The organism is Streptomyces sp. NPDC088252 (assembly GCF_044740965.1).
Taxonomy (GTDB): domain Bacteria; phylum Actinomycetota; class Actinomycetes; order Streptomycetales; family Streptomycetaceae; genus Streptomyces.
The window spans coordinates 352,633-379,632 of record NZ_JBIURS010000001.1 but is presented as its reverse complement, the minus strand read 5'-3'; the positions used below and the strand labels follow the sequence as shown (position 1 = coordinate 379,632).

Annotated in this window: 26 protein-coding genes and 1 tRNA gene; 9 read left to right on the top strand and 18 right to left on the bottom strand. The window is 70.2% G+C overall.

All coding sequences use genetic code 11. The features are described 5' to 3' along the window. Positions 1-79 precede the first annotated feature (79 nt). The gene (locus ACIOHC_RS01705; RefSeq protein WP_351080456.1) at positions 80-955 is read right to left on the bottom strand and encodes an ABC transporter permease; all 876 of its coding nucleotides are present in this window, start codon (positions 953-955) and stop codon (positions 80-82) included. Continuing rightward, a complete protein-coding gene (locus ACIOHC_RS01700; protein WP_389635965.1) occupies positions 952-3,561 on the bottom strand; it encodes an alpha/beta fold hydrolase in 2,610 nt (869 codons plus the stop codon). Before ACIOHC_RS01700 ends, ACIOHC_RS01705 begins: the two co-directional genes overlap by 4 nt. Before the next feature lie 294 nt (positions 3,562-3,855). Between ACIOHC_RS01700 and ACIOHC_RS01695 the strand changes: the two genes are divergently transcribed. Next, on the top strand, positions 3,856-4,422 hold the full coding sequence (locus ACIOHC_RS01695; RefSeq protein ID WP_351080460.1) for an AAA family ATPase: 567 nt from the start codon (positions 3,856-3,858) through the stop codon (positions 4,420-4,422). 106 nt (positions 4,423-4,528) lie between these two features. Here the strand turns inward: ACIOHC_RS01695 and ACIOHC_RS01690 are convergent, their stop codons facing one another. Then, entirely contained in the window at positions 4,529-5,251 is a 723-nt protein-coding gene (locus ACIOHC_RS01690; protein WP_351080461.1) for a DUF981 domain-containing protein, read from the bottom strand. Positions 5,252-5,314: 63 nt separating this feature from the next. Further along, complete coding sequence (locus tag ACIOHC_RS01685) at positions 5,315-5,920, bottom strand: DUF4291 domain-containing protein (protein ID WP_351080463.1); 606 nt, start codon at positions 5,918-5,920, stop codon at positions 5,315-5,317. A 269-nt stretch (positions 5,921-6,189) separates the two neighbouring features. Between ACIOHC_RS01685 and ACIOHC_RS01680 the strand changes: the two genes are divergently transcribed. The 6 genes from ACIOHC_RS01680 to ACIOHC_RS01655 all read left to right on the top strand — a co-directional run bounded on the left by ACIOHC_RS01680 (position 6,190) and on the right by ACIOHC_RS01655 (position 10,141). Then, positions 6,190-6,915, top strand: a complete 726-nt coding sequence (locus ACIOHC_RS01680; protein ID WP_389635793.1) for a VC0807 family protein — start codon at positions 6,190-6,192, stop codon at positions 6,913-6,915. 330 nt (positions 6,916-7,245) lie between these two features. Then, positions 7,246-8,178 carry a helix-turn-helix domain-containing protein gene (locus ACIOHC_RS01675; RefSeq protein ID WP_365689613.1) on the top strand — a complete coding sequence of 311 codons (933 nt, stop codon included), beginning with the start codon at positions 7,246-7,248 and terminating at the stop codon, positions 8,176-8,178. Then, positions 8,175-8,597, top strand: a complete 423-nt coding sequence (locus ACIOHC_RS01670) for a hypothetical protein (RefSeq protein WP_351080467.1) — start codon at positions 8,175-8,177, stop codon at positions 8,595-8,597. The genes ACIOHC_RS01675 and ACIOHC_RS01670 overlap by 4 nt, the downstream gene beginning before the upstream one ends. Positions 8,598-8,716: 119 nt before the next feature. Continuing rightward, a tRNA-OTHER gene (locus ACIOHC_RS01665) sits at positions 8,717-8,807 on the top strand. Between the two features lie 117 nt (positions 8,808-8,924). Continuing rightward, complete coding sequence (locus tag ACIOHC_RS01660) at positions 8,925-9,926, top strand: DUF2156 domain-containing protein (RefSeq protein WP_351080469.1); 1,002 nt, start codon at positions 8,925-8,927, stop codon at positions 9,924-9,926. 47 nt (positions 9,927-9,973) lie between these two features. Further along, positions 9,974-10,141: an ABC transporter ATP-binding protein gene (locus ACIOHC_RS01655; protein ID WP_351080471.1), complete on the top strand. Its 168-nt coding sequence runs from the start codon at positions 9,974-9,976 to the stop codon at positions 10,139-10,141. A 292-nt stretch (positions 10,142-10,433) separates the two neighbouring features. On the opposite strand, the gene ACIOHC_RS01650 is transcribed toward ACIOHC_RS01655, so the two are convergent. The 13 genes from ACIOHC_RS01650 to ACIOHC_RS01590 all read right to left on the bottom strand — a co-directional run bounded on the left by ACIOHC_RS01650 (position 10,434) and on the right by ACIOHC_RS01590 (position 23,002). Continuing rightward, a complete protein-coding gene (locus tag ACIOHC_RS01650) occupies positions 10,434-11,555 on the bottom strand; it encodes an FkbM family methyltransferase (protein ID WP_365689617.1) in 1,122 nt (373 codons plus the stop codon). Between the two features lie 81 nt (positions 11,556-11,636). Further along, positions 11,637-12,455, bottom strand: a complete 819-nt coding sequence (locus tag ACIOHC_RS01645; RefSeq protein WP_351080474.1) for an AfsR/SARP family transcriptional regulator — start codon at positions 12,453-12,455, stop codon at positions 11,637-11,639. A 316-nt stretch (positions 12,456-12,771) separates the two neighbouring features. Further along, a complete protein-coding gene (locus tag ACIOHC_RS01640; protein ID WP_351080476.1) occupies positions 12,772-13,821 on the bottom strand; it encodes an acyl-CoA desaturase in 1,050 nt (349 codons plus the stop codon). A gap of 38 nt (positions 13,822-13,859) precedes the next feature. Beyond that, positions 13,860-15,104, bottom strand: a complete 1,245-nt coding sequence (locus ACIOHC_RS01635; protein WP_351080478.1) for a beta-ketoacyl-[acyl-carrier-protein] synthase family protein — start codon at positions 15,102-15,104, stop codon at positions 13,860-13,862. Beyond that, positions 15,101-15,340, bottom strand: a complete 240-nt coding sequence (locus ACIOHC_RS01630; RefSeq protein WP_351080480.1) for an acyl carrier protein — start codon at positions 15,338-15,340, stop codon at positions 15,101-15,103. The genes ACIOHC_RS01635 and ACIOHC_RS01630 overlap by 4 nt, the downstream gene beginning before the upstream one ends. Positions 15,341-15,415: 75 nt before the next feature. After that, positions 15,416-16,447 (bottom strand): beta-ketoacyl-ACP synthase III, encoded by a 1,032-nt coding sequence (locus ACIOHC_RS01625; RefSeq protein WP_401840918.1) that lies wholly within the window; start codon positions 16,445-16,447, stop codon positions 15,416-15,418. Continuing rightward, positions 16,444-17,400 carry a VlmB-like protein gene (locus ACIOHC_RS01620; RefSeq protein ID WP_351080483.1) on the bottom strand — a complete coding sequence of 319 codons (957 nt, stop codon included), beginning with the start codon at positions 17,398-17,400 and terminating at the stop codon, positions 16,444-16,446. The genes ACIOHC_RS01625 and ACIOHC_RS01620 overlap by 4 nt, the downstream gene beginning before the upstream one ends. Beyond that, complete coding sequence (locus ACIOHC_RS01615) at positions 17,397-17,933, bottom strand: flavin reductase family protein (protein WP_351080485.1); 537 nt, start codon at positions 17,931-17,933, stop codon at positions 17,397-17,399. The genes ACIOHC_RS01620 and ACIOHC_RS01615 overlap by 4 nt, the downstream gene beginning before the upstream one ends. Continuing rightward, positions 17,930-18,433, bottom strand: a complete 504-nt coding sequence (locus ACIOHC_RS01610) for a hypothetical protein (RefSeq protein ID WP_351080487.1) — start codon at positions 18,431-18,433, stop codon at positions 17,930-17,932. The genes ACIOHC_RS01615 and ACIOHC_RS01610 overlap by 4 nt, the downstream gene beginning before the upstream one ends. Beyond that, positions 18,433-18,957: an SRPBCC family protein gene (locus ACIOHC_RS01605; RefSeq protein WP_351080489.1), complete on the bottom strand. Its 525-nt coding sequence runs from the start codon at positions 18,955-18,957 to the stop codon at positions 18,433-18,435. Before ACIOHC_RS01605 ends, ACIOHC_RS01610 begins: the two co-directional genes overlap by 1 nt. A 54-nt stretch (positions 18,958-19,011) precedes the next feature. Further along, the gene (locus ACIOHC_RS01600; protein ID WP_351080491.1) at positions 19,012-20,280 is read right to left on the bottom strand and encodes an aminotransferase class III-fold pyridoxal phosphate-dependent enzyme; all 1,269 of its coding nucleotides are present in this window, start codon (positions 20,278-20,280) and stop codon (positions 19,012-19,014) included. Between the two features lie 17 nt (positions 20,281-20,297). Further along, positions 20,298-21,437, bottom strand: a complete 1,140-nt coding sequence (locus ACIOHC_RS01595; RefSeq protein ID WP_365689623.1) for an acyl-CoA dehydrogenase family protein — start codon at positions 21,435-21,437, stop codon at positions 20,298-20,300. Then, complete coding sequence (locus ACIOHC_RS01590) at positions 21,437-23,002, bottom strand: aldehyde dehydrogenase family protein (RefSeq protein WP_351080495.1); 1,566 nt, start codon at positions 23,000-23,002, stop codon at positions 21,437-21,439. Before ACIOHC_RS01590 ends, ACIOHC_RS01595 begins: the two co-directional genes overlap by 1 nt. Before the next feature lie 513 nt (positions 23,003-23,515). Here ACIOHC_RS01590 and ACIOHC_RS01585 point away from each other — a divergent pair. Next, complete coding sequence (locus ACIOHC_RS01585; protein ID WP_351080496.1) at positions 23,516-24,403, top strand: helix-turn-helix transcriptional regulator; 888 nt, start codon at positions 23,516-23,518, stop codon at positions 24,401-24,403. 114 nt (positions 24,404-24,517) lie between these two features. Here ACIOHC_RS01585 and ACIOHC_RS01580 read toward each other — a convergent pair whose 3' ends face one another. After that, positions 24,518-25,993, bottom strand: a complete 1,476-nt coding sequence (locus tag ACIOHC_RS01580) for an MFS transporter (protein ID WP_401840912.1) — start codon at positions 25,991-25,993, stop codon at positions 24,518-24,520. A 187-nt stretch (positions 25,994-26,180) separates the two neighbouring features. Between ACIOHC_RS01580 and ACIOHC_RS01575 the strand changes: the two genes are divergently transcribed. Next, positions 26,181-26,963 (top strand): alpha/beta fold hydrolase, encoded by a 783-nt coding sequence (locus tag ACIOHC_RS01575; RefSeq protein WP_351080500.1) that lies wholly within the window; start codon positions 26,181-26,183, stop codon positions 26,961-26,963. The last annotated feature ends 37 nt before the right edge of the window (positions 26,964-27,000 follow it).

Below are 27,000 nucleotides of genomic sequence, written 5' to 3'. Positions count from 1 at the left end.
GTGCCGAGGAGCAGACGAGGACGTTGCGGATGAATCTCGATGCGGCAACGGAGACCGGGGAATCGGCGGAATGTCCAGCTCAGGACACGATGTCCTTACGACTGAACCCCCGGAAGGCGAAGGCGAACAGGATCAGGGCATACGTCACCGAGATCGCCGCGCCCTTCGCCATGCCGCCCCATTCCAGATCGGGCTGGAGCGCGTCCGCCCAGGCGAACTGCCAGTGCGCGGGGAGGAATTCGCGCCAGGAGCCGAGCGCGGTGACGGCGTCCAGCACATTGCCGACGATGGTCAGTCCGACCGCGCCGCCGACCGCGCCCAGCGGGGCGTCGGTCTTCGTCGACAGCCAGAACGCCAGCCCGGCGGTGACGAGTTGGGAGACGAAGACGAACGCGACGACGAGGACGAGACGCGGCACGGTGGCCGAGGTCGCGAGCACGCCGCCGGTGGGTAGTTCGAGCGGCCCCCATCCGTACGCGGCGGCTCCCGCGGCCAGTGCGACCAGCGGCAGCAGCACCATCGCGGCCAGGCTGAAGCCGAGCGCCACGACGAGCTTGCTCCACAGCAGTCTGGCCCGTGGCACGGGCGCCGCCAGCAGGTAGCGCAGCGACGACCAACTGGCCTCGGAGGCGACGGTGTCCCCGCAGAACAGTGCCACCGGTACGACGAGCAGGAACCCGGCGGAGACGAACAGACAGGTCGCGGCGAAGTTCGCGGCGGACGCGGTCGCGGTGTCCATCAGCGTGATCCGGTCGCCGCCGCCCCGTGAGGACGGCGTGCCGCCGATCGCGAACGCGGCGATCAGGATGAACGGCAGCGCGGCCAGGACCCCGCCCATGAGCAGGGTGCGGCGCCTGCGCAGCTGACGTACCGCCTCGACGCGCAGCGGCAGGGTGCGCCGGGCGCGGTAGCCCGGGGCCCCGGCGGCTTCGGTGGGATCGGCTGCGGCACTCATGCGGAGCCTCCGGAGATCAGGGTGAGGAACGCGTCCTCCAGGCGGCGGTGGGGGCCGACACCGGTCAAGGGCACGTCCAGCCGGACCAGTTCGGCGATCAGCTCGGACGAGGTGGCTCCGTCGAGCCGGACGAGCAGCCCGCGTCCGCCGTCCGTACGGACGGCCGAGCCGATCCCCGGCAGCGCCGCCACCTTCTCCACGAGGGGTTCGGCCACGTCCTGCGCGCTGGTGACGAGCAGCATGTCGCCGGAGCCGGTGATCTCGGCGACGGGCCCCGCCTGGACGAGCCGGCCGCGGTCCATGACCACGAGGTGGGTGCAGGACTGTTCGACCTCGGACAGGAGGTGGCTGGAGACGATGACGGTCCGGCCCCCGGCCGCGTACCGGATCATCACGTCGCGCATCTCCCGGATCTGGGGCGGGTCGAGTCCATTGGTCGGTTCGTCGAGGATGAGCAGGTCCGGCAGGCCGAGCATGGCCTGGGCGATGGCGAGCCGTTGCCGCATGCCCTGCGAGTACGTACGGACGGCACGGGCCAGGGCGTCGCCGAGACCGGCGATCTCCAGGGCCTCCTCGATGTGCGCGTCCTCGGCGGGGCGCCCCGTGGCCTGCCAGTACAGCTCCAGGTTGGCGCGTCCGGACAGGTGCGGCAGGAAGCCTGCGCCCTCGACGAACGAACCGACGCGCGACAGCACGGGCGCGCCCGGCCGGATGGCCTGCCCGAAGACGCGGATCTCGCCGTCGTCGGGCGTGATGAGGCCCATCAGCATGCGCAGGGTCGTGGTCTTGCCCGCGCCGTTGGGTCCGAGGAGCCCGAGCACCTGTCCCTTCTCGACCCGGAAGGACAGTTCCTTCACGGCGAATGGGGCCTCCCCTGCTCGAACGAAGCTGAGAGCTCGGGGAAGGCCGGCGGAACTGACGTACTTCTTCGACAGGCCGGTGATCTGGAGGGGAACCTCGGCGAGTGCCGGATCGGGTGCGGGGGTGGCGGTGCGGCGGCGGGCGGTGAGCAGCAGCAGGGCGGCGATCACGAGGGCGGCGGCCGGGAGCCCCCAGGTCCACCAGGGCAGGGTGGCCGGCGCGGTCCTCAGCGCGGGGACGGTGGGGACGGTCAGCGGGCCGAGGGTGGTGACCTTGTACGTCGTCGGCTCGGCCGGTGAGGCGTAGCCGAGGTCGGTGGCGGAGAGGACCAGGCGGAGCCGGTGTCCCGCGTCGAACGAGTGGTCGATGGCGGGCAGGGTCAGGGTCACGGGTCCGCCCTGTCGGTCCGGGGTGATCCGGAAGGGTGCGACCAGCTGGGAGGGCAGCACCTGCTGCCTGCCGTCCGGCGACACGTCGTACACCTTGCCGAACAGCACGGCGTCGCCGCGCCCCGCGTCGACGCGGACCCGCACGGTCGGGGAACCGGTGACGCGCAGGGACGTGTCCAGCGGGGCCGAGTCGAAGCGGGCGAACTGTCCGGGGAAGTCGATCGAGAGGCCGACGCCGAGGGAGGACAGCCGGGAGAGACCGCCGCCGATGCCGGGAACGGCGGAGACGGCGGGCGGGTTGGCCCCGGCAGGGTTACGGAACGTCCGGGTCCGATGCCCGAGGTCGAAGGTCTCACCGCCGCCGGTCAGCCCCGGGTACGTATCGCTGGTGGCCCCTCGGGTGAGTACCGCCCCGTCGGTGGAGTCGACGCCGCCGGTCCGGGTGACGCGGAATCCCGGGCCGGTGTCGGCACCCTTGTCGCCCTTCAGGTAACGGTCGAACCAACCGGCGATCCGCTGCCGCACCCGGTCGGTCTCCGTCTCACCGCTGTCGTGCCCGCCGGCGATCCAGTCGACGGCGACCGGTGCGCCGTTGCCGCTGATCGCCCTGGCCATGGCGTCGGCCTGGCCGAGCGGAAAGAGGGAGTCGCTCTGACCCTGGACGATGAGCGCGGGAACCTTGATGCGGTCGGCGACGGCGCTCGGGGAACGCTCACTCAGCAGCGCACGCGCGGCGGCGTCCGGCCTTCCGTCGGCGGCGACCCGTTCGTACATCGCGCAGAGCCGCTGCTCGAACTTCTGGCAGCCGCCGCCGGTGGTGATGAAGATTCCGGCCCAGAGCTTCTTGAAGACCCCGTCGGGGAACAGCGCGTCGGCCAGGTTCCAGTAGGTGATCTGCGGTGCGATGGCGTCGACGCGCTTGTCGTACCCGGCGGCGAGGAGCGAGACGGCTCCGCCGTAGGAGGCCCCGGTGACCCCGACCCGCGGGTCGCCCTTTGCGTCGAGCTCCACCTCGGGCCGGTCCGCCAGCCAGTCGATCAGCCGGGACACGTCCTCGACCTCGCGGTCGGGGGCGTTGAGCGAGATCTTTCCGCCCGACTTCCCGAACCCGCGGGCGGACCAGGTCAGCACGGCGTACCCGGCACCGGCCAGCTGCTCGGCCTGCGCCCGCACGTCGTTCTTGCCGCCGCCGAACCCGTGCCCGATGAGCACGGCCGGCCGGCGTTCCGTGCCCCCGGTGGTGAAGTACGAGGTGTCGATGGACACCCCGTCGATCCGCATCATCCGGTCCTGGCGGTGCACGGCGGGCCCGCCGTCGTCGGCCGCGGCGGTCCAGACCCCCGCACCGGCCAGCACGACGAGCACCGCGAGTGCCGCGGCCCATCGGCCGCGTTTACGGGGAGGCGGTCGCCACCACCGGGACGTACGCGCATCAGGGCTCTCCATGGTTCCGACTCTAAGCGGGCGTTCGCCGTGTGAGGGCAGCCGCCAGGGCGGAACTCTCCCGCCTCCTTGCGGCGTACGGCGTCCGTCCGCCGTACTCCGTACGCGGTATGCCGCGCGGCTCGGGCGGGCGCGTTCGGGCGGCCCCGCCCGGCGCGCCCGCGCAATCGGATCACGGGAGACCCCATGGGCTGGCACCCTGCCGACATGGATCACGCAGAGGTACTGCTCATCGGCGGGCGCGCGGGCGTAGGCAAGTCGACGGTGGCCTGGGAGGTCTCGGCGCAGCTGCGGGCCGTCGAGGCGGCGCACGCGGTGGTGGAGGGCGATCTGATGGGCCAGGTCCATCCGGCGCCGGAGGGCGATCCGCACCGGGCGGGAATCACCGAGCGCAACCTGACGGCGGTCTGGTCCAACTTCGCGGACCTCGGCCACCGGCGCCTGATCTATACGAACACGGTGAGCGTGCTGCCGGAGTCGGCGGCGATGTTCGAGCATGCGATGGGTGCGGACGTACGGATCATCCGGGTCCTGCTCACCGCCTCCGACACCACGACGTACGGCCGGCTCGCGGGCCGGGAGATCGGTTCGGAACTCGACCGCGAGGTGGCGAACAGCGTCCGCAAGGCCCGTCTCCTGGACGAACGTTCACCGGCGGACACGGTCCGGCTGGCGACGGACGGCAGGAAGGTCACGGACATCGCGCGCGAGGTGGTGGCCGTGACGGGGTGGGCGGATCCGGCGGGCACGAGCGGGACGGTGCGTTCGCCGTGAAGGCGGCGGCCTCCTGCGGAGCGTCGCTGCGAGGAGGGTGTGCGCCGGGCGCTCTTCGCAGCGCCGCCCGGCCCCGGCCCGCTGCCCGAACGGCATCGGGGGCGGTTCACATGGTGTTGACGATGAGTCCGATGTGGGTGAAGTAGTTCAGCCCCCCGAAGAGCAGGAACGCCAGTCCGGCCAGACCCCAGACGACCCCGATGACCGGGCTCTTCCAGCTTCTGGGCCGACGCAGCGCGAACGGGAACAGGAGCGCGCCGATGCCCACCAGGACGTAGAGCCCGGACATGAAGCTCGCTTCCAGCACCGGCCACTTCGCGAACTCCCCGGAGATGGGTTCCTCCGGCGGCGCGGCGAAGAGGGTGTACTTCCAGCCCGCGGCGGCGATCCCGAAACAGGCGAGCCCGAGGCCGAACACGAAGACGGAGATGGGCAGGGCGACGCGGGCCGTGCGGACGATGCGATCGGCGCTGTTGAGTTCGGCGCCGCGTTTCCAGAGGTAGAAGCTCGCGGCGAGAAGGAAGACACCGAAGGCGAGTGCCGGCTCGCCGAAGATGACGTTGTCGAACGGGAAGCCCTGTCCGGCCAGCGGCCAGGTCAGGGTCATATGGAGGCCGGTGGTCACCAGGGTGAAGCCGATGGCCCCGAAAGCCAGCACCCAGCCCTCGGGGGTGATGGTGCGTCCGGGCATGAGGAGCTGACGCCCCAGCACCACCACCAGCAACAGCCCGGCACCGGCGGCCACCGACATGATCGTGTTGTACGTCGGCATCCTGGTCCAGTCGATCTTCAGGCCGGTTGCCGCCAGGGAGATGGCATGGGGGCTCATGCGCGGAGCGTATCGCTATATATGTTATTTATCGGGCATTAACTCTTCTGCCGGGGTCACGGGTCAGATCACGGCCCCCACGGGGAGCGGGGCGTCGGCCGACGGATAGGGCGACTCGGGCGGCAGGAGTTCCGCCGCGTCGTCGAGCCGCCCGGCCGACACCCGTTCATGGATCCGCCGGGCGAGCGGGGTGACGTCGGTGATGGACACCGTCCACTCGTCCGCGTAACGCCGCGCCGCCTCGCCGGAGAGCCCGAGCTGGAGGGAGCGGTACGGGAGCCGGTCGAGGCGGAGATCGCGCTCGGGGTCCCACTGGACGCGGGCCGGGCTCCGGCGCAGGCTGCGCTGCCAGGCGGCCCGGTCGGGGTGGACCTTCCGCACGTAGTGGGACAGTTCGGAGCCGGCCAGGGCCCAGTCGAAGCCCTCGCGGGTGATCTCGACGGCCAGGACGGTCTCCTGGCCCTCCTTCGTGGCCCAGCCGCAGCGGTACATCATCCACAGGAAGCTCGGCTTGATCCATGTCATGCGGTCGCGCTTCCAGACGTCCGGGAAGCGCCCGTCGCGCGCGGCGGGACCGCCGATGTGCGGGGCGTACGCCTGGTAGACGGTGATGGTCGTGTCCGTGTACTGGGCGCGGATCTCGTGCTGTGGCCTGGTCGGGGCGGTCATGACCCCATCACAGCATCGGCCGGCCGGGTGCGGCGAGCGAGTTACGGCCTGGCGCACGGCAGCCGGGATCCCCGGCCGCTCGGACCTCCGTGCGCTCATGGCCCGGTGCGCCGGCTGCGGCCGGCGGCCGTGTCATAGGCGACGGCTGACATTCGTCGTACGGACCTCGGTACCCGCGGCCCTGCCGGGCAACGGGGCCCGGCGGCCAGTCCGTACGTATCGGGAGCGGGGCCGCGAAGGTGCCCGCCCACACGGGAGAGGAACCCTTCATGACCAGCCCGGCAGCCACGGCCACCACCCCTGTCGCAGATGCTCCGGCCGCCGCCCCCTTCGCTCCTCGCAAGACGCTGCTGGACAGCATGGTGCCGCTGCTCGTGGATGTGGGGGTGCCGCTCGTCCCGTACTACGCGTTGAAGGCGGCGGGCACGGGCACGTTCCCCGCGCCGGCCTGGAGCAGCGTGCTGCCGGCCGTGCGCACCGTGTGGGGCGTGGTGCGCGGGCGTCGCCTCAACGGGCCGGCGGCGCTGATGGTGACGGTCAACACGGTCGCGCTGCTGACGAGCCTGGTGGTCGGTGACCCGCGGCTGATGCTCGCCAAGGACAGCGGGGTGAGCAGCATCATCGGGATCGTCGTCCTGGTGACCGTACTGAAGGGGCAGCCGATGATGAGCGCGGGCATGCGGCCGTGGCTGGTCAAGGGTGACGCGGCCAAGGGCACCGCCTGGCAACGGCTTTCGGTGGAGTCGGCGGCGTTCCGGCGGGCGGAGATGCGGTTCTCGGCGGTGTGGGGCGCGGCGCTGCTGGGTGAGTGCGTCGTGCGGACCGTGGGCGCCTACACGGTTCCGGTGGACACGATGGTGTGGCTCGGCACGGTGATCATGGTGGCGACGCCGGTGTTCGCTTTCCTGGTCTCGGGGCGGGTCGGCGCCGTCCCCATGGAGCGGATGATCGCGGAGGCGGTCGGCGCCGGGAGTGCCGCGGACGTCGCCCGGTGACACCATGGGACCGAGAAGGGGAGCCGCTTTCGCGGCTTCCCTTTTTCTGCTGTTCCCCGGCCGATTTCCAGCCGCATTCCGGCTGCTTTCCGGCCGCTTTCCGGCTGCGGCGGACGGGTCCGGCACGGACTCGCGAGCCCATCACCGCGAACGGGCCGGCTCCCGCCTGTTCCGGCCCCGGTCACCGCGGTACGAGGCGGCGCCATCCGGCGACGGAGCAAGGAACCGGAGCCGGTGCCGCCGAGCGGGTCCGAACTCCCACGACCGAGCGGACGACGATTACCTGAGAGGTAATTGAGATGGCCGCGCGCCGGTCATTACCGTCCCCGTATGGGCATGCGTTCCTCCGAAGACGACGGCGTCCTGGGGCTGCTTCTGCGTGACCTGCGGCGCCAGAAATCGCTCAGCAAGCAGATGCTTGCCGAGCGGGCCGGCTTTTCCCTGAACCACCTGAGGCGGATCGAGGCCTGCGAGCAGACCCCCGACGCCGAGACGGTTCTCCACATCGCCCAGGCGCTCGGACTGCCGCCCGCGCACCGACAGCAACTCGTCGCCCGTGCGAGCGCGGCGGGAAGGCTGCGCTGGTACGACAGCGTGCCTCCGCTGCCGGATGACGTCCGCCCGGTCCTGGAGAAGGTGCTGACCGGTCATGAACCGTATCCGGCCATGGTCACCGACAGCTGCTGGAACATCGTGGCTCTCAATCACACGATGGAAATGCTGATGAGCGACGTCCCGGGTCACCTCCTGGCACCCGCCAATTTCCTCCGCATCATTCTGCACCCGGATGGACTGGCGCCTCACCTGACCAATCTCGCCCAGGTTCGTTACCACGTCATACGCATGCTCCGGCGCTGGAGCGAAATCACCGGGGACGCCCGCCTGCGCGAATTGGAAGCGTCCATAGAAGGTCTTCCGGAGGCGCGGGGCGCGAAATTGTCCGCCTCCGAGGAATCTGAATTCAATGATTCCGGCGAGGCGGACCGGCTGCTTCTCCCCATCGAACTGAACCGGGACGGGCGCCTCCTGACCTTCTTCCACATCGTCACCTCGTTCGGGGAGCGCCCCGGCACCCTGTTCTCCGATCTCCCCTGCGGTCCGCTGAGCGGCATCGCACTCGAATCGTTCCTTCCGGCGAACACCGAGACCCGGGTCCTCCTCGGTTCACCCACCCCGGTGCTCCCCGACGCCGGGGGCACGGCCGGCTCCACCCTGCACACACCTCCGGATCAGCAGCACGACAACGAAAGGAAGACCTCATGACGTCGTCCCAGAACGCGGGTACGGTCCCGGCGACGGGTGCCGCCCGTTCCGACAGCCTCCTGCGGTTCGCCCTCGTGGCGGACGTGGTCCTCACCGGTGCGAACGGCATCGGGTACCTCGCACTCGCCACGGTCCTGGACTCGTTCCTGGGAGTGCGCCTCGCGGTGCAGTACCCGGTGGGCGTGTTCCTCACCGTGTACGCCCTGTGGGTGCTGGTCGTCTCCCGCCAGGAGAACATCAACCGCGGCGCGGTCTCGGTCATCATCACCATGAACGTGGCCTGGGCCGTGCTCAGCGTCGCGACGGTCGCCATGGACTCGCTGAGCGCGACGGGCATCGGCAACGGATGGATCGTGTTCCAGGGCCTGGTGGTGGCGGCCATGGGGGCGCTCCAGTACGCGGGCCTGCGGCGCATGTGAGGGTGCGCCGGGCCGGGGCGGACCGGGCCGGCGCACCATCAGCGGGACGTCAGGGCCATGTCAGGCCCCTCTGGCAGACTCTTCACTGTGAACGGGACGGGAAACCGGGCCGGGAACACGGAGAGGTGCCCGGAGTGGTTTATCGGGGACCGCGCGCAAGCAAGGTCGGGCCCGCAAAGGTCCACGCAGGTTCGAATCCTGCCCTCTCCGCAGCACGCAGCAATGGATCCGGCCCTGCACTCCACCAGGAGCAGGGCCGGATCTGTCTGACTTCCCGCTGCGCGGCGGCAGACCGCATTACCCGTCTATTCTCGTGGGGCGTGCAGGATGACTTCCAGTGTCACAGCAGACAGCATCGACTTCGACAACACGCTCCGCGCCGTGGCGGAGTTCAGCGACAATCCCAGCGCGTTCCTGGCTCTCAGCAGCGGTAATTCCCGCTTCTCACTGCCGGGTGTGCCCGGAGTGATCGTGTACCGGACCTCCGGCCCTTATCTGGTGCAGTTCGGCGGCCCCTTCTCTCCCCCGGACGCCGCGGGCCGGCTGCTCAAGGGCTTTCTGGAGTTCGCCGCCGCGCAGGATCGTACGGTCGTGTCGGTCCAGCTCCAGCAGGCGGAGACCGGCCTGTACACCGAGCACGGCTTCACCGTGAACCAGGTGGGCGCGTCGTACGCCATCGACCTGGCCGACTTCAGCCTGCGCGGCACGCGCTTCATGCAGCTGCGCAACAAGATCGCCCGTTCGTTCCGGGCCGGTCTCACCGTGACGGAGAGCCCTCTGGCGGACTGTGCGGAGGCGGTGGCCGAGGTCGACCGCGCCTGGCTGGGCAGCAAGGGCGAGCACGCCAAGCCGCTGGAGTTCCTGGTGGGTGAACTGGGTGGCGAGGCGCAGGCACTGCGCCGCCTGTTCGTGGGCCGGATCGACGGCAAGCCCGTCGGGTACATCTCCTACTCCCCCGCCCACGGCAGCCGCAGCGGCTGGCTGCACGACCTCAGCCGCCGGCTTCCGGACAAGGTGCCGGGCATCATGGAGGCCATCAACCGGACGGCCATCGACACCTTCGTCTCCGAAGGGGCCGACTGGCTGCACTTCGGGTTCACCCCGTTCACCGGGCTGGACGAGGAGTACGAAGTGCCGGGCGCCAGCAAGGGATTCGCCTGGTTCATGCGGTGGCTGCTGGCCAATGGCGCGGCCGTGTACCCGGCTCAGACGCAGCTGGCCTACAAGCAGAAGTGGGCGCCGCTGGTGCTGCCGGAGTACGTGGCCTTCCAGGGCGAGGCCCGGCTGAGCGGGCTCCTTCACATCTTCAAGGCGGCCAACGCCGTCTGAGGCGGTGCCACATCCGTCCGACCCGATCCGAGACCCGGGAGCTTGTCATGGGACCGACACCGGAGCAGCTGGAAGCCGCCGAGGGCCAGCTGCTGAACACCTTCTTCGGCCTGGCCGGCGACCCGGACAGCGCCGCCGCCGCCGCGGCGGCGGACCTGGCGCTGACGGAGCTGGACGCGCTGCTGGCCACGGCGCCCGAACGGGCCTCCGCCTGAAGAACCACCGCCCGACGGTCACCCCTCGCCGTCCGGAAGACCCCCGGGACCCACCGGTCCCGGGGGTCTTCCGCGCCGTGCGCACCGCGTCCCGTCCGGCGCCCGGCCGTGCGGGCAACGACGGACAGCGCGCACGATGGACGACGGGCGACCTGCTGGGGGCCCGACGGACTGCGGGCGACGGACGCGGTGAACTGGCGTGGCGCAGTGCGGGCATGACGAACAGGGACCCACCGGATCCGGTCCGGTGGGCCCCTGCGCGATGTTCGGGCGTCGGCCCGGGTCGGGTCGCTCAGTCCTGCGGCGGCAGGCCGTCGACCAGCACGATCTCGTCCGGAACCAGCCCGGCGGGCCGCTGCTCGGCCAGCCAGTCGAGGATGGCCCGGGGATCGAGGCGCGGCTTGCCGGAATCGGCCGAGGCCACCACCGGCCGGGGATCGGCCGCGTACTCGGGGCGAACCGCCTGCACGGCGTACCGGCCGGTGCCGCGCAGCAGGTCCTCCTCGGCCACGGCGGCCCGGAAACCGTTCTCGGTCAGCAGGTCCGTCACGAGCTGCACCCGGCCTTCGGTCGGGGTGCCCTTCTCGTCGTGGACCTCCATGCTGATCTGCTGGATCAAGGACCAGTGACGCTCGTCGACGCCCCGCAGGACGTCCAGCTCCGCCCGCTGCACGTCGATCTTCAGCAGATCGATGCGCTCCACCCCGGTCTCCTCGATCACGTCGGAGAGCGCCCTCAGCCGGCAGCGCCGCTCGGTGAGTTCGAAGTCCTTGGCGACCAGGGCCTCCACCTGGGCCAGGTGGTCGTCCCGGCCCGAGGCGCCGGTCTCCCGGGTGTTCGCGACGTACTGCTTGATCAGGTCGACCTCGTTGTCCAGGTCCGCGTAGTCGCTGCGGCACGACATGATCGAGATGCCCGGATAGAAGTTGAAGACGATCTCCTGCTCCCGGTCGGACAGCCCGAAGGGCAGCAGCCGCGCGGAGACGCCGTGCCGCTCGACGTTGCTGCGCAGCACGTCGAAGACGTCGGGCACCGGTTCGTAGGCGAAAACGCTGGCCGAGGGGCAGCGGGCACCGACGAAGAGGCTGAACATTCCGATATTCGCGCCCACGTCGAAGACCACGGCGTCCTCGCGGAGAGTGATACCGCCCTGCAAGTAGGATTCGGCGGAAAAAATCTCGTCGTAGAGAAAACGTGTTTCGTGCGGATTTATCTCGGCGAGTTCGCTCAGCGGCCCGGCCGGTGAGAGGTCATTCGCGTTGTCCCAGCCCTGGATGCGTGCGGTCAGCCGGCCCGCGGCCGTCCGCTCCAGTCGCGCACGGGCGACGCCGGGGTAGCGCAGGATCAGATCGCGCACATCGTCGAGTTCCGTCGTCGGCGCATCCGGCGAAGTGGTCCGGTCGGGCTTCGTCACGAGAAATTCCTCCGTCATCGACAATCGCTTTCCGGGGTGCGTGGAGCAGGGAGCGGCGTGCCGGGGCGTCGGGGCGTCGGGTCAGGACGCGACCGCGGTACTGAACAGCGGGGTACGTGCCACCACGAGCCGTTCGGCGCCGCCCAGCGCCGGGTCCTGGTTGAGGATCGCCATCATGCAGCTCTTGACGCTCGGCGAGGGCTCCATCCCGAACTCCTCGACCAGGCGGCTGCGCAACTGGTTGTAGGTCTGTATGGCCTCGGCCTGACGGCCGAGCCGGTAGAGGCACACCATCAACAGCTCGAACAGCCGCTCCCGCCAGGGGGCGAGGTAGGCGAGCATCTTCAACTCACTCACGGCCTGCGCGTATCCGTCGATCGCGATGTCGAGCTGTATCCGTGTCTCCACGGCCGAGAGCCGGTTCTCCTCGAACTGGGCGGCGGCGCTCTGGCAGATCGGGCCGCCCGTGACGCCCTCCAGCGGTGCGCCGTGCCAGAGCGACAGGGCCCGGTCGAACAACTCCCTCGCGGCGACGGGATCGTTCCGCATCAGCCCGCGCGCCTGTTTCGTCAGGGAGCCGAAGAGATGGACGTCCACCTCCAGCGGATCGACGTCCAGCACGTAGCTGGACGGCCGGGTGATGAGCCGCCGGCAGACGAACTCGTCGCCGAGCTCCGCGCGGAGCACCTTCCGCAGCCGGGCCACCTGGGCCTGTAATGCGTTTCCGGGCTGACTCGGTATTCCTTCCTCCCACAGCTCCTCGAAGAACTGCTCCTTGGTCACCGGCTCCCCCGCCTTCAGGAGCAGGAGCGCGAGCAGTGTGCACTGACGGGCACCCCGTAAAGCGGTCAGGCCGGTTCCGCTTGCTATTCCAACTGAGCCAAGAACCCTGAATGTCACGAATCCCCCCGCGTCCAATCGTCCGTTGACCGTCGGGAAGGGCCGTCACTCGTCGAATGGATATCGAGCATGCCCCTCGCTCGACCAACTGTGCAGGAGGGCAATTGGCAAAGTCCATTACCCACTCAGTAATTGACGCCGCACCGGGGTCGTGATAAAACCCATTCTCAGCGCGGTGTGCAAAAAAACAGCCAAGAATACCTGTGCGCCGGCCGGTACGGCCGAGCGTCCGCGTACCATCCGGCGCGCGGGCCCGGCGGCACCCGATGCCGCGCGGCGACGCGCGGTCCGGCACCGTCGGACCCTGCCGTGACACTCACGCAGCCTGCGGTTCCGCGCCGTTGCGGGCCTCGTCGCTCACCTTCCCGAGGAAGGCGGCCACCTCGCGGTACGACGCCCAGACCGACACCTCGCGGTACGGGATGGAGTGCTCCGCACAGTAGTCGATGACCATCGGCCGCACATGCCGAAGATTGACACGGGGCATGGCGGGGAACAGATGATGCTCGATCTGGTAGTTCAGCCCCCCGTACATGAAGTCGGTCAGCCGGCTGGACCGGATGTTCCGTGACGTCAGGACCTGACGGTGGAGCCAGTCGAGCTGGACATCGCTGCGGTAGACGACCATGCCCTTGTGGTTCGGGGCGAAGACGGCTCCCAGATACAGGCCGAACACCGCCTGGTTGAGGAGCACGAACACCACGCCGGTCAGTGGTGACAGCACGGTGAACACGGCAGCCAGGCAGACCACGGCGTGCACCCCGATCAGCCCGAGCTCCAGGACGGGCCTGCGCAGCCCGCCCGCGCGCGCCGCCTTGAAGCCGGACGCGTGCAGCCGCCAGGCCTCCTGCCCCAGCAGCACGAAGAACATCACCGACTGGAAGCGGATGACGAACCGCCTGAAGCCGCTCGTCGCCTTCGCCGGCATCTCGTCCACGTCGAAGATGACCTGACGGCGCATCGTGTCCGGGTCGCGGTCGAGGTTGTTGGGGTTGCTGTGGTGCCGGTTGTGGTGGTTGATCCACCAGCCGTACGCGGTGCCCATCAGCAGATTCATGTGGATGGCGCCCAGCACCTCGGACGGCACCTTGGCCTTGCTGATCTGCTTGTGGCCCGTGTCGTGCGCGATGAAGCCGGTCTGGACGAAGGCCAGTCCCAGCACGACCGCCGTCACCAGCTGCCACCAGGTGTCCCCGAACCAGAACAGGGCCACCCAGCAGGCCCCGAACAGAACGAGGTTGGAGACTATCTTGAAGGTGAAGTAGTCCTTCCGGGGATCCATCAGCCCGGCCTGCTTGACCTGTTCGGACAGCTCCTCGAAGGAGCCTGTCGGCGAGATGGTCAGCGAGTCCTGTCGGGCAGGCATGAGCGTTCTCCTTCATGTCGAGCCGAATGGCGCCGCGGTCAGGCCGCGGTGAACACGAGCACGGCGTTCTGTCCCCCGAATCCGAAGGAGTTGCTCAGCGCGACTCCGATCGGCAGGGCCCGGGGCGCCTTCGCCACGATGTCGACCTCGATGGCGGGGTCGACGCTGTCGAGGTTGGCGGTGGGCGGCACGGTCGCGTGTTCCAGGGCGAGGACGGTGAGCGCCGCCTCGATGGCTCCCGCGGCGCCGAGCGAGTGCCCGGTCACGCCCTTGGACGAGGTCACGGCGGGGCGCGTCCCGAGCACCCGTTTCAGCACCCGGGCCTCGGTGAGGTCGTTGAGCGGGGTCGAGGTGCCGTGCGCGTTCACGTGGTCGACCTCGTCCGGGGCCACCCCCGCGTCGCGCAGTGCCGTGCGGATCGCGCGTTCGGCGCCGCGCCCCTCGGGGTCGGGGGCGGTGGCGTGATGGGCGTCGGCCGACGCCCCGTACCCGCTCAGCCGGGCCCGTACCCGGGCGCCGCGGGCGCGGGCGTCGGCCTCCCGCTCCAGCACCAGCACCCCCGCGCCCTCCGCCGCCACGAATCCGTCCCGGTCGGTGTCGAACGGGCGGGAGGCCGCGGCCGGATCGTCGCTCCGCCTGGAGAGTGCTCCCATCCGGGCGAACCCGGTCAGTACCGTCGGGGTCAGGCTCGCCTCGGTGCCTCCCGTGATCACCACGTCGCAGGTGCCGGACCGCAGCAGGTCCCGCGCCGTGCCGATGGCGGTGGCACCCGAGGCGCATGCCGTGGCGGTGACCAGGTTGGGACCGAGGGCGCCGAACTCCATGGCCGCGTAACCGGACACCATGTTGACCGCGGACATCGGCACCAGCATCGGTGAGACAAAGGCCGCTCCCTGCCGGTCGAGGGTGCGGACCTGCTGCTCGAAGGTGGCGGTGCCGCCGAGGGCGTTGCCGAGGACCACACCGACCCGGGCCCCGTCCCAGCCGGCGGGGTCCAGCCCGCTCTCGTGGACGGCCTCCGCCGCGGCGATCAGGGCCAGTTGCACATAGCGGTCGAGCCGCCAGGCCCGCCGCTTGCCGAAGTGGGCCACCGGGTCGAAGTCGGCGGCGCGGCAGCTGAAGTCGACCGGCAGCCCCGCCAGAGCGGCATCGCGGGCCGCGGTCGGTTCGGCTTCCAGGACCCGCGTCCAGTTCTCCGCCACCCCGATGCCCGCGGGAGTCGCCAGGCCGAGGCCGGTGACCGCGATGTCACGGGCCCCGGCGCTGTCGCGGTCGGAGATCACAGCACGGCGCTCTTGCTGTCGATGAGGGCGATCAGGTCCTTGACCGACGATTCGGCGCCGACCTCCTCGTCGTCGATCTGTATGCCGAACTCACCGCCGGCGACCAGGGCGAATTCGACCAGGGCCAGCGAGTCCAGGTCGAGATCGCGCATCGTGGTGTCCTCGGTGACCTCCTCCGGCTCGACTCCGAACCGGCTGACGAGAACTTCGGTGATCCGGTCGAGAACGCTGGGCATCTCAGTCTCCTTAACGATGTACGCACGGGGGGGTGGGACGGGACGGGTGGTGGGACGGTGTGCCGGTGCCTGCCGTCAGACGGCGTCCAGCTGCGGCCAGCGCAGCGTGGTGGAACCCCAGGCGAGGCCGCCTCCGAAGGAGGTGAGCACCACCGAGTGGCCGGCGCGCAGAGTGCCGTCGGCCACCGAGTCGGCGAGCAGCAGCGGGACGGACGCCGCCGCGGTGTTGCCGACCCGGTCGATGTTGGACAGGGCGCGTTCGCCCGGCAGCCCGAGCTGGTCGGTGAGGGCGTCGAGGATCCGGGAGTTGGCCTGGTGGGCGGCGAGCCGGTCGAGGTCCCGCACGGTCCAGCCCGCCTGGTCGACGACCTTGCGCACGGAGCCGGTCATCCGCAGCACCGCGTGCCGGAACACCTGCTTGCCCTGCATGGCGAAGTAGTGGTCCCGGGGCCCGGCCGGTACGCCGCTGCCCCGCTGGCGCGAACCTCCGGCCGGTACCTCGATCAGATCGGAGAGGTGCCCGTCGGTGCCCAGGTCGAACCCGCCGAGCGCGCCGGGCTCGTCCGCCTCGCCGCGGCGCAGTACGACGGCTCCGGCACCGTCCCCGAAGATCGGACCGGTGGTGCGGTCCTGGGGGTCGAGCAGTGTCGAGTAGGCGTCCGCGCCGATCACCAGGACGTCGTCCGCGGCGCCGGAGGCGATCAGGCCCGCCCCGGTCGCCAGTGCGTAGACGAATCCGGCGCAGACGGCCCCGATGTCGAAGGCCGGGACGCCGTCCAGACCGAGCCGCGCGGCCACCTCCGGGGCGGTCGCCGGGCAGGGGCGGTCCGGGGTGGTGGTGGCGAGGACCACCGCGCCGACGGATTCCTGCTGCGCCGACTTCAACGCCCTGGCCCCGGCCTCGACGGCGAGCGAACCGGTCGACATCCCGGGCTCGATCACATGGCGCTGCCGGATGCCGGTACGGGTCCGGATCCACTCGTCCGAGGTGTCCAGCCGGGCGACGAGCTCCTCGTTGGTCACCACCCGGGGTGGCAGCCAGGCGCCGAGCCCGGACAGCACCGCGGCCGGTCCGGTCGGCCGCCCGGCCGCGGCCGGGCCCGTCATGCGAGTGCCTCTTCCAGCCCCATGTACTTCAGGCGCTTGGCCTTCATGTCGTCGGACCACTGGTCGGCGGTGTCCTGCCGCTCCTGCGGGGTGGTGTCGATCAGCCGCCGGCCCGGCCAGATCTCGTAGTCGCCCACCACGTCACCGTGGCGGCGCAGCCCCTCCTGGAACCTCTCCTCGCGCCAGTGCACCATGTCGTGGGTGGGGAGCTCCTCCCACATGTCCATGCCGCGGCGGATGAGTTCGACGACCCGGTCCTTGTCCTGCGGGTGGTCGACCAGATGGCGGCGCGCGATGTCCGCGCCGACCGTCAGATGACGGATCTCGTCGATGCCGGCGCCCTTGTCGATCTCCGCCGCCGCCGGGTCGAGGGGACGCCACTTGCGCTCGCTCAGTTCGGCGGCGGGGGCGAGGGCGCCCTCCAGGATGATGGTCATCATCACCACGCCGCCGATGAAGTCGCGGTCGTCACGCATGATTTCCAGGCTGCGCTGCTCCAGCGGCCCCAGCACGCTGTCCTTGTACGGCGAGGCGAAGGTGTCGACGGCCTCGACCAGCCGCTCGGGGGCGATGCCCAGCGCCAGCAGGTGGTTGCGGAAGACCATGGCGTGCCGGCACTCGTCCAGCACCTGGGTGGCGTAGAACTCCATGGTGTCGTTGTCCGGCGCGATGGGGACCAGGTACGACAGCACCCGGGTGGCCTTCTCCTCGGCCAGTGCCCGGAAGGCGTACTCCTGGGTGATGGCCTCGAAGAACGGCCCCTCCAGCATGTACGGGGCCACGGTGAGCGCGGGGTCGTGTCCGTCGGGCCGGCCGCGCAGGGTGCCCTGCGGTACGGCCTGCAGCCAGTAGCGGAGGTTGCAGTCCGCCGCGGTGAGCTCCAGGTCCATGGCGCCTTCGAGCAGCCCGGGGGCCTGGTCCCAGTCCGCCTCGGCGGGAATCTGCGTGGTCATGTGGTTTCCTCCTCGATCCGGATGTGACCGGGGTGAAGATGCCCGGCGAAGTACAGCAGTGGGGCCCCGCCGCCCTCGGCCGCGCAGGCCGTCACGGTGGCCAGTACGACCATGTGGTCCCCGGCCGGAACGCATTCGTGCACCCGGCAGTGCAGCCAGCTCAGGGCGGACCGCAGCCTCGGCACACCGCCCTCACCCGGCGCCCACTGCACCCCTTGGAACTGGGCGCGTCCCGGGCTCTTGGAGCGGCTGGCGAAGTGCCGGGCCAGTGCGGACTGGTGGGCGGCGAGCACATTGACGGTGAAGTCGCGGTGCTGCGTGATGCGCGGGAGCAGCGAACTGTCGTTCTGCAGGCAGACGGAGATCAGCGGAGGTTCGTGGGAGACGAAGGAGAACGCGCTGACCGTGCTGCCGTGCACCGCGTCCCCGCTGCCCACGGTCACCACCGACACCCCGGTGGGGAACCTCCGGGCCGCACTCCACACCGTGGTCTCGACGACCGGCCGGTGCGCCGTGCCGATCGGCGAGCTCATGAGGTGGCGGACTGACGGGCGGGAGCCGGGGCGGGGGCGGAGGCCGGGGGCCTTCCCGGTCCCTGCTCCACGGCCGCTTCCAGCGCGGCGAACTGCGGGTGGACGACGGGCTCGAAGCTGACGCCGAACGGCTTCAGGAAATTGCCGAACAGGGCCCGGTCGCCGCACAGATGGATGGGGAGGGCGAGCAGCGCCCACTCGTTGCCGATCAGCAGGATCCACAGCAGGGCGACGGCGCCCTGGGTCGCCATGCTGTGCATCGTGTTGTACAGCACGTAGTACGCCTTCGGTATCCGCTTGGTCCTGCTGCGGTGATAGGCGATGGCGCCGGGGATGTAGCCGATCAGGTCGATGTAGACGAAGAGCAGGGCGAAGGGCCACCAGCGGATGTCGCCCAGGTGCCGGAAGAAGAAGTAGAAGCTGACACCGAGGGCGAAGAGGTATTCGAGCCGGATCAGCCGGTAGGTGGCCTTGGTGTCGAAGCGGTTCAGCGCATCCATCAGGCGCCTCCTCGGGCGGAGAGCGAGTGGGCCGGCTCCGGAGCGGGACCGGGCAGATCGGTGAGCGCCTCGCCGCCCTCCAGCACCGTGATGGAGCCGAAGAGCCCTTCGAGCACGGCGCAGATGGCCCGCTTGATCACGCGTTCGGCGATGGGGTCCATGATTCCCACGAGGCTCTCGATGCCGAAGTCGTAGGTGACCTCGAAGCGGACCTCGATGCCGGAGCCGGCCGGGGTGAGCTGCCAGCTGCCGCGAAATTCCTCGAAGTCGCCGTCGGTCTGGTCGAATTCGATCCTCAGCTTCTCCGGATCGAGGATCTCCGCCTCGTTCCAGCGCATGATGCCGCGCCGGAAGTTGACCTCCCAGTCGCTGTCGCGGGGTGCGTCCGGGGCGGTGGGCCCATGCGTTTCGACGACGTGGATGTCCTCCGCGATGTCCGCGAAGCGGGTGAAGTCCGCGATGGTCTCGAAGGCCGCCGAGGGGTTCTCGGTGTCCAGGGCCACCAGGAGGTGAATGCTTCTCACGGTGATTCTGCTCCAGTTGTCGGAGGGGGAAGGGCGGCCGTACGGACCGGTGGCTCAGGCGAGGACGGCGCGGGCGGCCTTCTCGAAGGCGTCGAGGAGGAACTGCACGTCGTCCTGGCTGAGCACCGCCGGTGGGGTCAGCCGCATGACGGTGGAGGAGTTGAGCGAGTGGTTGGCGAGGACGCCGGCGCCGATCAGCTCCAGGAGCAGGTCCCCTGCCAGTCCGGGCACGGTGAACTCCAGACCGATGAGCAGGCCCGCCCCGCGTACTTCGAGCAGCCGGTGACCGAGCACCTCGCGGGCGATCCGCTCCAGCTCGGTCAGCAGCAGCCGCCCCAGCTCGTCGGACCGTTCGACCAGGGAGTCCTCCTTGATGGCGGCGAGCGCGCCGCGGGCGGCGGCCATCGCGAGCGGGTTGCCGGAGAAGGTCGAGGTGTGGATGAACGGGTCCTTGTCGAAGGGCCGGAACACCTGAGGGGTCGCGACCAGCGCCGAGACCGGCACCACACCGCCGGCCAGCCCCTTGCCCACCAGGAGGATGTCCGGCACGACGCCCTCCCGGTCGGCGCCCCACCAGGTGCCGAGGCGGCCGAGTCCGGTCTGGATCTCGTCGAGCACGAAGAGCGCGCCGTACTCGCTGCAGAGCCGGGCGACGTCCCGCAGATAGCCCTCCGGCGGCACGATCACACCTGCCTCGCCCTGCACCGGCTCGACGATGACGCAGCCCTCTCCGGGGAAGCGCGCCAGCTCGGCCTCCAGGGCGGCGGCGTCGCCGTACGGCACGTGCGAGACCTGCGGGAGCAACGGCCGGAACGGCTCCTGGAAGACGTCCTTCGCGGTGAGGCTGAGGGCGCCCATGGTCTTGCCGTGGTAGCCGAGGTCCATGGAGATCAGACGGCCGCGGCCCTGGGCGCGCGCCAGCTTGATGGCGCCTTCCACCGCCTCCGCGCCGGATCCCGCGAAGTGCACCTTCTGCAGCCCGGCGGGAACGACGTCGATCAGTGCCTCGGCCGCGTCGACGACGGCGGGTTCGAGGAGCAGCCGGGTGGCGACCGGGTTGGCGTTGAGCTGCCGGGTCACCTCGGCGACGACCCGGGGGTGCCGGGCGCCCATCAGGAAGACGCCGTATCCGCCGCAATTGAGGATGCGGCTCCCGGACGCGGTGTGGATCCAGGGGCCCTCGGCGGCGACCTCGACATCGCCGCCGAACATCTCGCCGAGCGAGGCGCGGCCCTTGCTCAGGAAGCGGCGGTAGCGGGTGACGAGGTCGGCGTACGGGTCCTTGGCGGGGGCCGGCGCGGTGTCGGTGTACGTGGTGGTCATCGTGGACGCTCCCGGTGTCATGCCACGACCAGCGGCTGGCCGGCGTAGTAGTCGAGCAGGCCGTCGACGGTGCTGGTGCGCGACGGCGGGTGGAAGGCGATCGCGTGGGTCGCCGCGGCGAGGTACGCGATGTCGGAGGAGGAGATGAAGGCCATGCCACCGAGCATCTCGACGGCCTGTGAGGTGATCTCGGCGATCAGCTTCTGCACACCGAAGCGGGTGACCAGCGCGGCCGCGAGCCCGTCGTTGTCGGTGTCGCCGTCCATGACGCGCCGGGCCAGTCCCTCGGTGAGCGCGGCCGCGGTCTCGATGCCGACGGCGAGCGCCCCGCGGTCGGCGGCGGAGCCCCGTCCGCGCTTGAGGACCCGGTCGACCAGGGAGCTGGCCATGCCGGTGTAGGCGGCGCACACGATCATCTGGAACCAGATCAGGCCGACCTCCTGGAGCTCGCTGAGCTCCTCGGCCAGCTCGGCCGGCGGCTGAAGGATCTGGCGATCGGTCACGAACACATCGGTCAGGCGCACCTCGTTGCTCTCGGTGCCCTGCAGCGCGCTGGTCTTCCAGAAGGGATGCACGCTGATGCCGGGGGTGTCGGCGGGCAGGATCAGGAAGCCCATGTCGACCGAGCCGTCCGGCCGGCGCATCCCGACGCTCGCGGTGATCAGGTCCATGGACTTCGACAGGCTGCACGGCTTCTTGGAGCCGGTCAGCAGATACCCGCCGTCCACCGGCCGGGCCTCCATGGTGGGGCTGAGGATTCCCTGTTCGGTGCGTCCCTCGGCGAAGGCCGAGGCCACCAGCAGGCGTTCCTGGGAGACCCGCTTCAGCAGCAGTTCGTCGAGGTCCGTGCCGTCCGCGAAGGTGTCGGCGACACCGAAGAGCGTGCCGATCGAGAAGTGGTGCATGGCCGTCGCCACGGAGAGGGAAGGAGCCGCGGCGCCCAGGGCGCGCACCACCCGGGCCGCCTGGAGCGCGGTGGCGTCCGCCCCGCCGAACGCGGCGGGCACCAGCAGATTGGATCCGCCGTGGTCGCGGAAGATCCCGACGGCGGGGCTGTCGCCGGACTCCATTTCGGCGAAGGGGACTTCGGCCAGCCGGTCCAGCAGGCCGGGCAGCAGCGCGTCACAGGTATCGCGGTCGGCTTGCATGAACTGCATTACTGCTCCTCAGAGTTGTTTTCCGGCGTGGCGGTCGGCAGCGGCCCGGGACGCATCCCGGCGAGCTCGGCGTACGCTCCGAACACCGCCTCGCGCGGCCTCACCCCGGTGGCGCGGGAGACGCCCTGCAGATGAGTGGTGCGCAGCATCGGGTAGTTGGCCTCGCCGAAGGCGCCGCCGGTACGTCCGGTGCCGCCGTGCGTCGGCAGATAGGGCAGGAAGCCGATGTGCGAGTCGTTGACCTTGAGCAGACCGCCGTTGGAGACCTCGTTCACGAAGCGGTCGGCGACGGCCTCGTCCTTGGTCCACAGCGAGTTGCGCAGCCCGTAGGGGTTGCTGTTGACATAGGCGAGCATCCGGTCGAGCAGTTCGCCGTCGGGGGCCTGCTCGGGCACGATGACCGGCAGCAGCGGGAAGAACGTCTCCTCGGCGACCGCCTCGATGTCCCGGCAGTGTTCGAGGCCGTCCACCCGCAGGACGGTCGGTTCCAGGAAGAGGCCCGTGTCGGAGGGCGTGCCGTCGGTCTCCATCCGGCGGGCGCCGTGGATCAGGGTGGCGCCCTTGTCCAGTGCGTCCTGGACGTAGGCGTAGAAGCGCTCGCTGCGCAGTACGGGGGAGAGCAGCGCGCCGGGGTCCTCGGGCAGTCCCGGGCGGATCAGTGACGCGGTCAGCCGCAGGCGTTCCAGCAGTTGCTCGGCGACCGCGGGGTGCACGATCACCTGGTTGGGCACCATGCAGATCTGCCCCGAGCCGAAGAAGCACTCGACGAGTGCCTCGCAGGCGGCCTCCAGATCGGCGTCGTGCCAGATCAGCACGGCGTCGTTGCCCGCGAGTTCGAGGACGGGCTTCTTGCCGTGCGCGACGCAGTCCCGCTCCAGCTCCAGTCCGGTGGTCACGCCCCCGGTGTAGAAGATGTCGTTGATGTGCGGGCTCTCCAGCCAGCTCTTGATGGCCGGTCCGGGGCGGGAGCAGAAGACGTTGAGCGTGCCGGGGGGCGCGCCGATGTCGTCGAGCGCCGGGGCGACCAGCTCACGCATCGCGTACATGACGCCGAGCGGTGCGCTGCGCGGGGCCCGTACGACCACGGCGTTGCCGGCGATCAGCGGGGTGATCCCGAACAGGGCACTGCTGGCGGGAGCGTTCTGCGGCGGGTTGACGGCGACCACGCCGTCCGCCACACGCCGTACGGTCATCCGCCGGCCGGCGTGCTCGATGCTCTGCTCCATCTGCCGGGCGCACCAGCCGAGGGTCTCCTCGCTGAAGATCTCCAGCAGACCGGCCACCTGCCATTCGGCGAGCGCCCTGGGGTTTCCTTCGGCGATGAGCAGATCGACGAACTCCAGATGGTGGCGGAGCAGCCGTTCGCGGATTCCCCGGCCCAGCGCGAGACGCCGTTCCAGCGGAAACCGTGCCCACACGGAAGCCGCCGCGGCCGCTTCGCGGGACGCATCTTCGACCGTGCGGTCGTCTGCCAGCGCGCAGCGTCCCACGACAAAGTCCGCCGCGTCCGCGGGATCGGCTTTACCACGCTCCAGTTTCCGCTTGAGTGTCAGACTCCTGAACACGTCGTCAAGAATCGACGACGTCTTCACCGTGTAGACGTGTCTTTCCGCTGGCACCTCATGTCCGGCGATATACGAGTCGTAGCTGAGGAACACGGGTCGGGGCGGTCGCGAACCACTCGTGGCGACTTGTCCGAAGGTCCCTGTGGGAGATTCCACGATTCGACGTCTTCCTTCCGAGGTGCTGGATGCTCGACGCTGCGGAGACAAAGGCTGCGGAAACACGGAAGTGGCCGAAAGCTGCGCGACTCGGCACGTCGGCGATTCTGGCAGGGCGCACTGATACGGCCCTGACGGTCGACTGACCCATCCGAATACTGGACGGGCACGACGCCACACGTCCGAGATCAGGACAGTCCGGATTCTTACCGTCGATTCGCCGTTTATTTACGAGGAGGACAACACCGGGGCGGGCGATTAAAAGCCCTGCGGCCATGGGCGAATCATTCCGGCCAAAGTTTATTACAGCTCACGGCCGGGCCGGGAAGGGTGAAGTCCGCTGCCTACCATGGACAAATGCGCGGACACACGATGGCCAGCGGACACACGAAGCCCAGTCGAATCGGCCCCATGCTCCGGGAGTGGCGCCACCGACGCAATCTGAGTCAAATGGCGCTCGCCCTGCTGGCGGAGACATCCAGCCGTCATCTGAGCTTCATAGAGACCGGGCGCGCCAGGCCGAGTCGCGAACTGCTGCTGCGGCTCTGCGACCAGTTGGACGTGCCCGTGCGTCAGCGCAATGGTTTGATCATGGCCGCCGGATATGCGCCCGCCTATGAGGAGACTCCGATCGGTGAGTCCCACATGGATCGAGCCAATGAGGCCGTCGAGCGGCTCCTCACCGGCCACGAGCCTTACCCCGCCCTGGTCTTCGACACCGTTTCGGATCTGTGCCGCGCCAACAGGTCGGCGATGGCGCTGCTGGACGGTGTCGCCGAGGAGCTGCTGCTGCCGCCCGTCAACGTCGTGCGGCTCGGGCTGCATCCGATGGGTATGGCGCGGCGGATCACCAACTTCGCCGAGTGGCGCCGGCATCTGCTCTCCCGGCTGGGGCGCGATGCCGCGTTCACCAACGACGAGCGGCTCGGTGCCCTGTACGAGGAGGTCCGCGCCTACCGCTACCCGTCGGGTCTGCTGGGGTCGGAGCCGAGCACCCCCGATCCCGCGGAAGCCCACCATGTCGCGATTCCGCTGCACATCCGCGCGCTCGGGACCGAGTTGAGATTCTTCAGTGCCGTGACCGCCTTCGTGGCGCCCGCCGATGCCACACTGGCCGAGCTGACCATAGAGACGTTCTATCCCGCCGACACGCACACGGCCGCCACGCTCCACTCCCACCACTGGAGCGAACATCTGCGCGCGGCGGTTCCGGAGGGCTGTCCCCTGCTGCCGACGGGCCGTTGAGCGCACCCGCGAGCGCGGGTGCGCTCAACCGGTCCGGGTGCGGGCGCGCTCGGCAGGCCCGGGGTCCGGGTGCGGACGGTGTGGGCCCGGAAGGCCTTCTCGACCGCCGTGCGCTCAGACGGTCTCCTCGACCCCCGTGCGCTCGGCAGGCTTCGTCGGCGCGGGCTTTCCCGGGAGCAGCTGGATGGCGACGACCAGGACGAGCGCGAGGGCGGCCAGGTACACCAGCCCGGCGTCCAGCCCGTCCGCTGCGCTCGCCGGAGCGGCGTCGACGCTGCCGTAGTAGATGATGCCGATCAGCGCGACGCCCAGCGCGTTGCCCACCTGCATCATCGTGGTCAGAACCCCGGAGGCCGCACCGGCCAGGCGGGGCGGAATACCGGCCAGCACGGTCGAGTTGAGCGGTGCCATCACCATTCCCATCCCCGCTCCGTCGAGCAGCAGGGCCGGGGCGAGCAGCCAGACGTTCCCCTCGACGCCGATGCGGGACACCGTGAGGAAGAGCAGCAGCTGGCCGACCGCGATGAGCACGCCGCCGAGGGCCAGGGCCTGTCGCCCCAGCCAGGCGCCGAGCCGCCGCCCGGAGACGGACGTGACGAAGAACCCGACGCCCATGACCGTGAAGGTGAGACCGGAGTCCAGTGCGCTCAGGCCGCGTCCTTGCTGCAGATACAGCGCGAGGACGAGGAAGAACGAGGCCATCCCCGAATAGAAGACGATCACCGCGAGCAGTCCGACGGTGAACGCACGCTGACGGAAGAGCCCCGGATCCAGCAGGGGCGAGCCGCCGCTCGCCGACAGCCGCCGCTGATGCAGCAGGAAGGCTCCGAGGAACGGCACGGCGAGGATCAGGCACACCCAGGTCCAGGCCGGCCAGCCCGCCTCCCGGCCTTCGACCAGCGGCAGCACCACGGCCACCAGACCCAGGGTGACCAGCACCATCCCGGGGATGTCGAGCCGGCTGGCCCCCTCCGCGCGTGACTCCGAGATCAGCTTCGGGGTCAGCAGCAGAGCGGCGGCCCCGATCGGCACATTGATCAGGAAGCAGCTGCGCCAGCCCAGCCCGGCGACATCGGCCTGGATCAGCGCCCCGCCTATCAGCTGGCCGCCGACCGAGGCCGAGGCCAGGACCAGGCCGTACGCCGTGAACGCCCGAGCGCGCGAGGCGCCGGTGTACGTGACCCCGAGAATGGTCAGCACCTGCGGCGAGAGCACCGCGGCCCCGATGCCCTGGGCGACCCTGGCGAGCACCAGCACCAAGGCGTCGGGCGCGATCCCGCACACCAGCGAGGCCGCCGTGAACAGCAGCAGCCCGATGACGTACAGACGGCGTCGGCCGAAGATGTCACCCAGCCGTCCCGCCGTGATCAGGCCACAGGCGTACGCCAGCCCGTATCCGGCCACGATCAGCTGGACCTGGGCCGTACTCGCGCCGAGCTCGCTCTGCACCGCGGGGATCGCGACGTTCACGATGAAGAAGTCGAGTACGACCATGAAGGTGCCGGCCAGGATCACCGGCAGCGCCAGGGATCCGGTTCCCTCGGCGGTGGCGCGGCCCGCTTTCGGTGGTGCGGTGTTGGCGTCGTTCACAGCGCTCTTCCCCACGCTCGAACCAGTACAAGTCCCCCCACCTTCCGCGCGCGGCGGAGAGGGTGTCGATTACCTGCCAGGTAATTGTTCCGGCCACTGCCCGCTGCCTAGCGTCGAGTGGTACGGACGCGAGGCGGCGGTGGCGGCAAGGGCCCCGTCCGTCGCGGCACAAGCGCGGGAGGGGCAGATGGTCCAGGAGAACGCGGGGCTCGGCGCCGCTTGGTTCCACACCGGCCGGGCACGGCCCGACGCGGCGTGCCGGCTGTACGTGTTCCACCACGCGGGCGGGTCGGCCGCGACGTACGCCCGCTGGGCGCAGATGCTGCCCGACGACGTGGAGGTCGCGGCGGTCCAGCTGCCCGGCCGGCAGAACCGTCGCGCCACCCCCGCGTTCACCGATCTGGACGACCTCGTCGAGTCCGTCTACGAGGCCCTGGAGGACGACCTCGACGGACGTCGCTTCGCGTTCTTCGGGCACAGCATGGGCGCGCTGATCGCCTACCGGTTGACCCTCGCCCTGCAGAAGGACGGTGCGCCCGCCCCCGCTCTGCTCGCGGTCTCCGGATGGGAGGGGAGCGCTCACCGGCCGAGCCCGGTGCCCGTCGCCCAGCTCTCCGACGAGGAATTCCTGGCCCGCGTCGAGGAGTTCGGGGGCCTGCCGCCGGAGGTCACCGGGAACCGCGAGCTGCTCGACCTCGTACTCCCGACGCTGCGCGCCGACTTCACCGTGGTCAACGGATACACGGACGACCGTGCGCGGGTCGACTGCCCGGTGGTGGCCTACGGCGGGGCCTCGGACCCGCTCCTGGGCGGGGGCGCCATGGGCGCCTGGGCGGACCGGGCGGACGCGTTCCAGGGGCTCAACGAGCTGCCGGGCGGCCACTTCTACATCTACGAGCAGGCCATGGCGGTGGCCGCGGATCTGGCGCGCCGGCTGCGGCGCGGCGCGGCGGGGCCGCGCCGGGGCTGACACCGGCCTCGGCCCCGGCGCCGGATTCGGTGCCGGG

What these genes read in the sequence shown, in the direction of transcription:
- ACIOHC_RS01595 (WP_365689623.1), bottom strand. Translation starts at nt 21,437, where the DNA reads ATGCAGTTCATGCAAGCCGACCGCGATACCTGTGACGCGCTGCTGCCC.
- ACIOHC_RS01675 (WP_365689613.1), top strand. Translation starts at nt 7,246, where the DNA reads ATGGGCATGCGTTCCTCCGAAGACGACGGCGTCCTGGGGCTGCTTCTG.
- ACIOHC_RS01660 (WP_351080469.1), top strand. Translation starts at nt 8,925, where the DNA reads ATGACTTCCAGTGTCACAGCAGACAGCATCGACTTCGACAACACGCTC.
- ACIOHC_RS01610 (WP_351080487.1), bottom strand. Translation starts at nt 18,433, where the DNA reads ATGGATGCGCTGAACCGCTTCGACACCAAGGCCACCTACCGGCTGATC.
- ACIOHC_RS01640 (WP_351080476.1), bottom strand. Translation starts at nt 13,821, where the DNA reads ATGCCTGCCCGACAGGACTCGCTGACCATCTCGCCGACAGGCTCCTTC.
- ACIOHC_RS01670 (WP_351080467.1), top strand. Translation starts at nt 8,175, where the DNA reads ATGACGTCGTCCCAGAACGCGGGTACGGTCCCGGCGACGGGTGCCGCC.
- ACIOHC_RS01615 (WP_351080485.1), bottom strand. Translation starts at nt 17,933, where the DNA reads ATGAGCTCGCCGATCGGCACGGCGCACCGGCCGGTCGTCGAGACCACG.
- ACIOHC_RS01680 (WP_389635793.1), top strand. Translation starts at nt 6,190, where the DNA reads ATGACCAGCCCGGCAGCCACGGCCACCACCCCTGTCGCAGATGCTCCG.
- ACIOHC_RS01600 (WP_351080491.1), bottom strand. Translation starts at nt 20,280, where the DNA reads ATGACCACCACGTACACCGACACCGCGCCGGCCCCCGCCAAGGACCCG.
- ACIOHC_RS01690 (WP_351080461.1), bottom strand. Translation starts at nt 5,251, where the DNA reads ATGAGCCCCCATGCCATCTCCCTGGCGGCAACCGGCCTGAAGATCGAC.
- ACIOHC_RS01705 (WP_351080456.1), bottom strand. Translation starts at nt 955, where the DNA reads ATGAGTGCCGCAGCCGATCCCACCGAAGCCGCCGGGGCCCCGGGCTAC.
- ACIOHC_RS01685 (WP_351080463.1), bottom strand. Translation starts at nt 5,920, where the DNA reads ATGACCGCCCCGACCAGGCCACAGCACGAGATCCGCGCCCAGTACACG.
- ACIOHC_RS01695 (WP_351080460.1), top strand. Translation starts at nt 3,856, where the DNA reads ATGGATCACGCAGAGGTACTGCTCATCGGCGGGCGCGCGGGCGTAGGC.
- ACIOHC_RS01655 (WP_351080471.1), top strand. Translation starts at nt 9,974, where the DNA reads ATGGGACCGACACCGGAGCAGCTGGAAGCCGCCGAGGGCCAGCTGCTG.
- ACIOHC_RS01630 (WP_351080480.1), bottom strand. Translation starts at nt 15,340, where the DNA reads ATGCCCAGCGTTCTCGACCGGATCACCGAAGTTCTCGTCAGCCGGTTC.
- ACIOHC_RS01625 (WP_401840918.1), bottom strand. Translation starts at nt 16,447, where the DNA reads ATGACGGGCCCGGCCGCGGCCGGGCGGCCGACCGGACCGGCCGCGGTG.
- ACIOHC_RS01620 (WP_351080483.1), bottom strand. Translation starts at nt 17,400, where the DNA reads ATGACCACGCAGATTCCCGCCGAGGCGGACTGGGACCAGGCCCCCGGG.
- ACIOHC_RS01575 (WP_351080500.1), top strand. Translation starts at nt 26,181, where the DNA reads ATGGTCCAGGAGAACGCGGGGCTCGGCGCCGCTTGGTTCCACACCGGC.
- ACIOHC_RS01585 (WP_351080496.1), top strand. Translation starts at nt 23,516, where the DNA reads ATGCGCGGACACACGATGGCCAGCGGACACACGAAGCCCAGTCGAATC.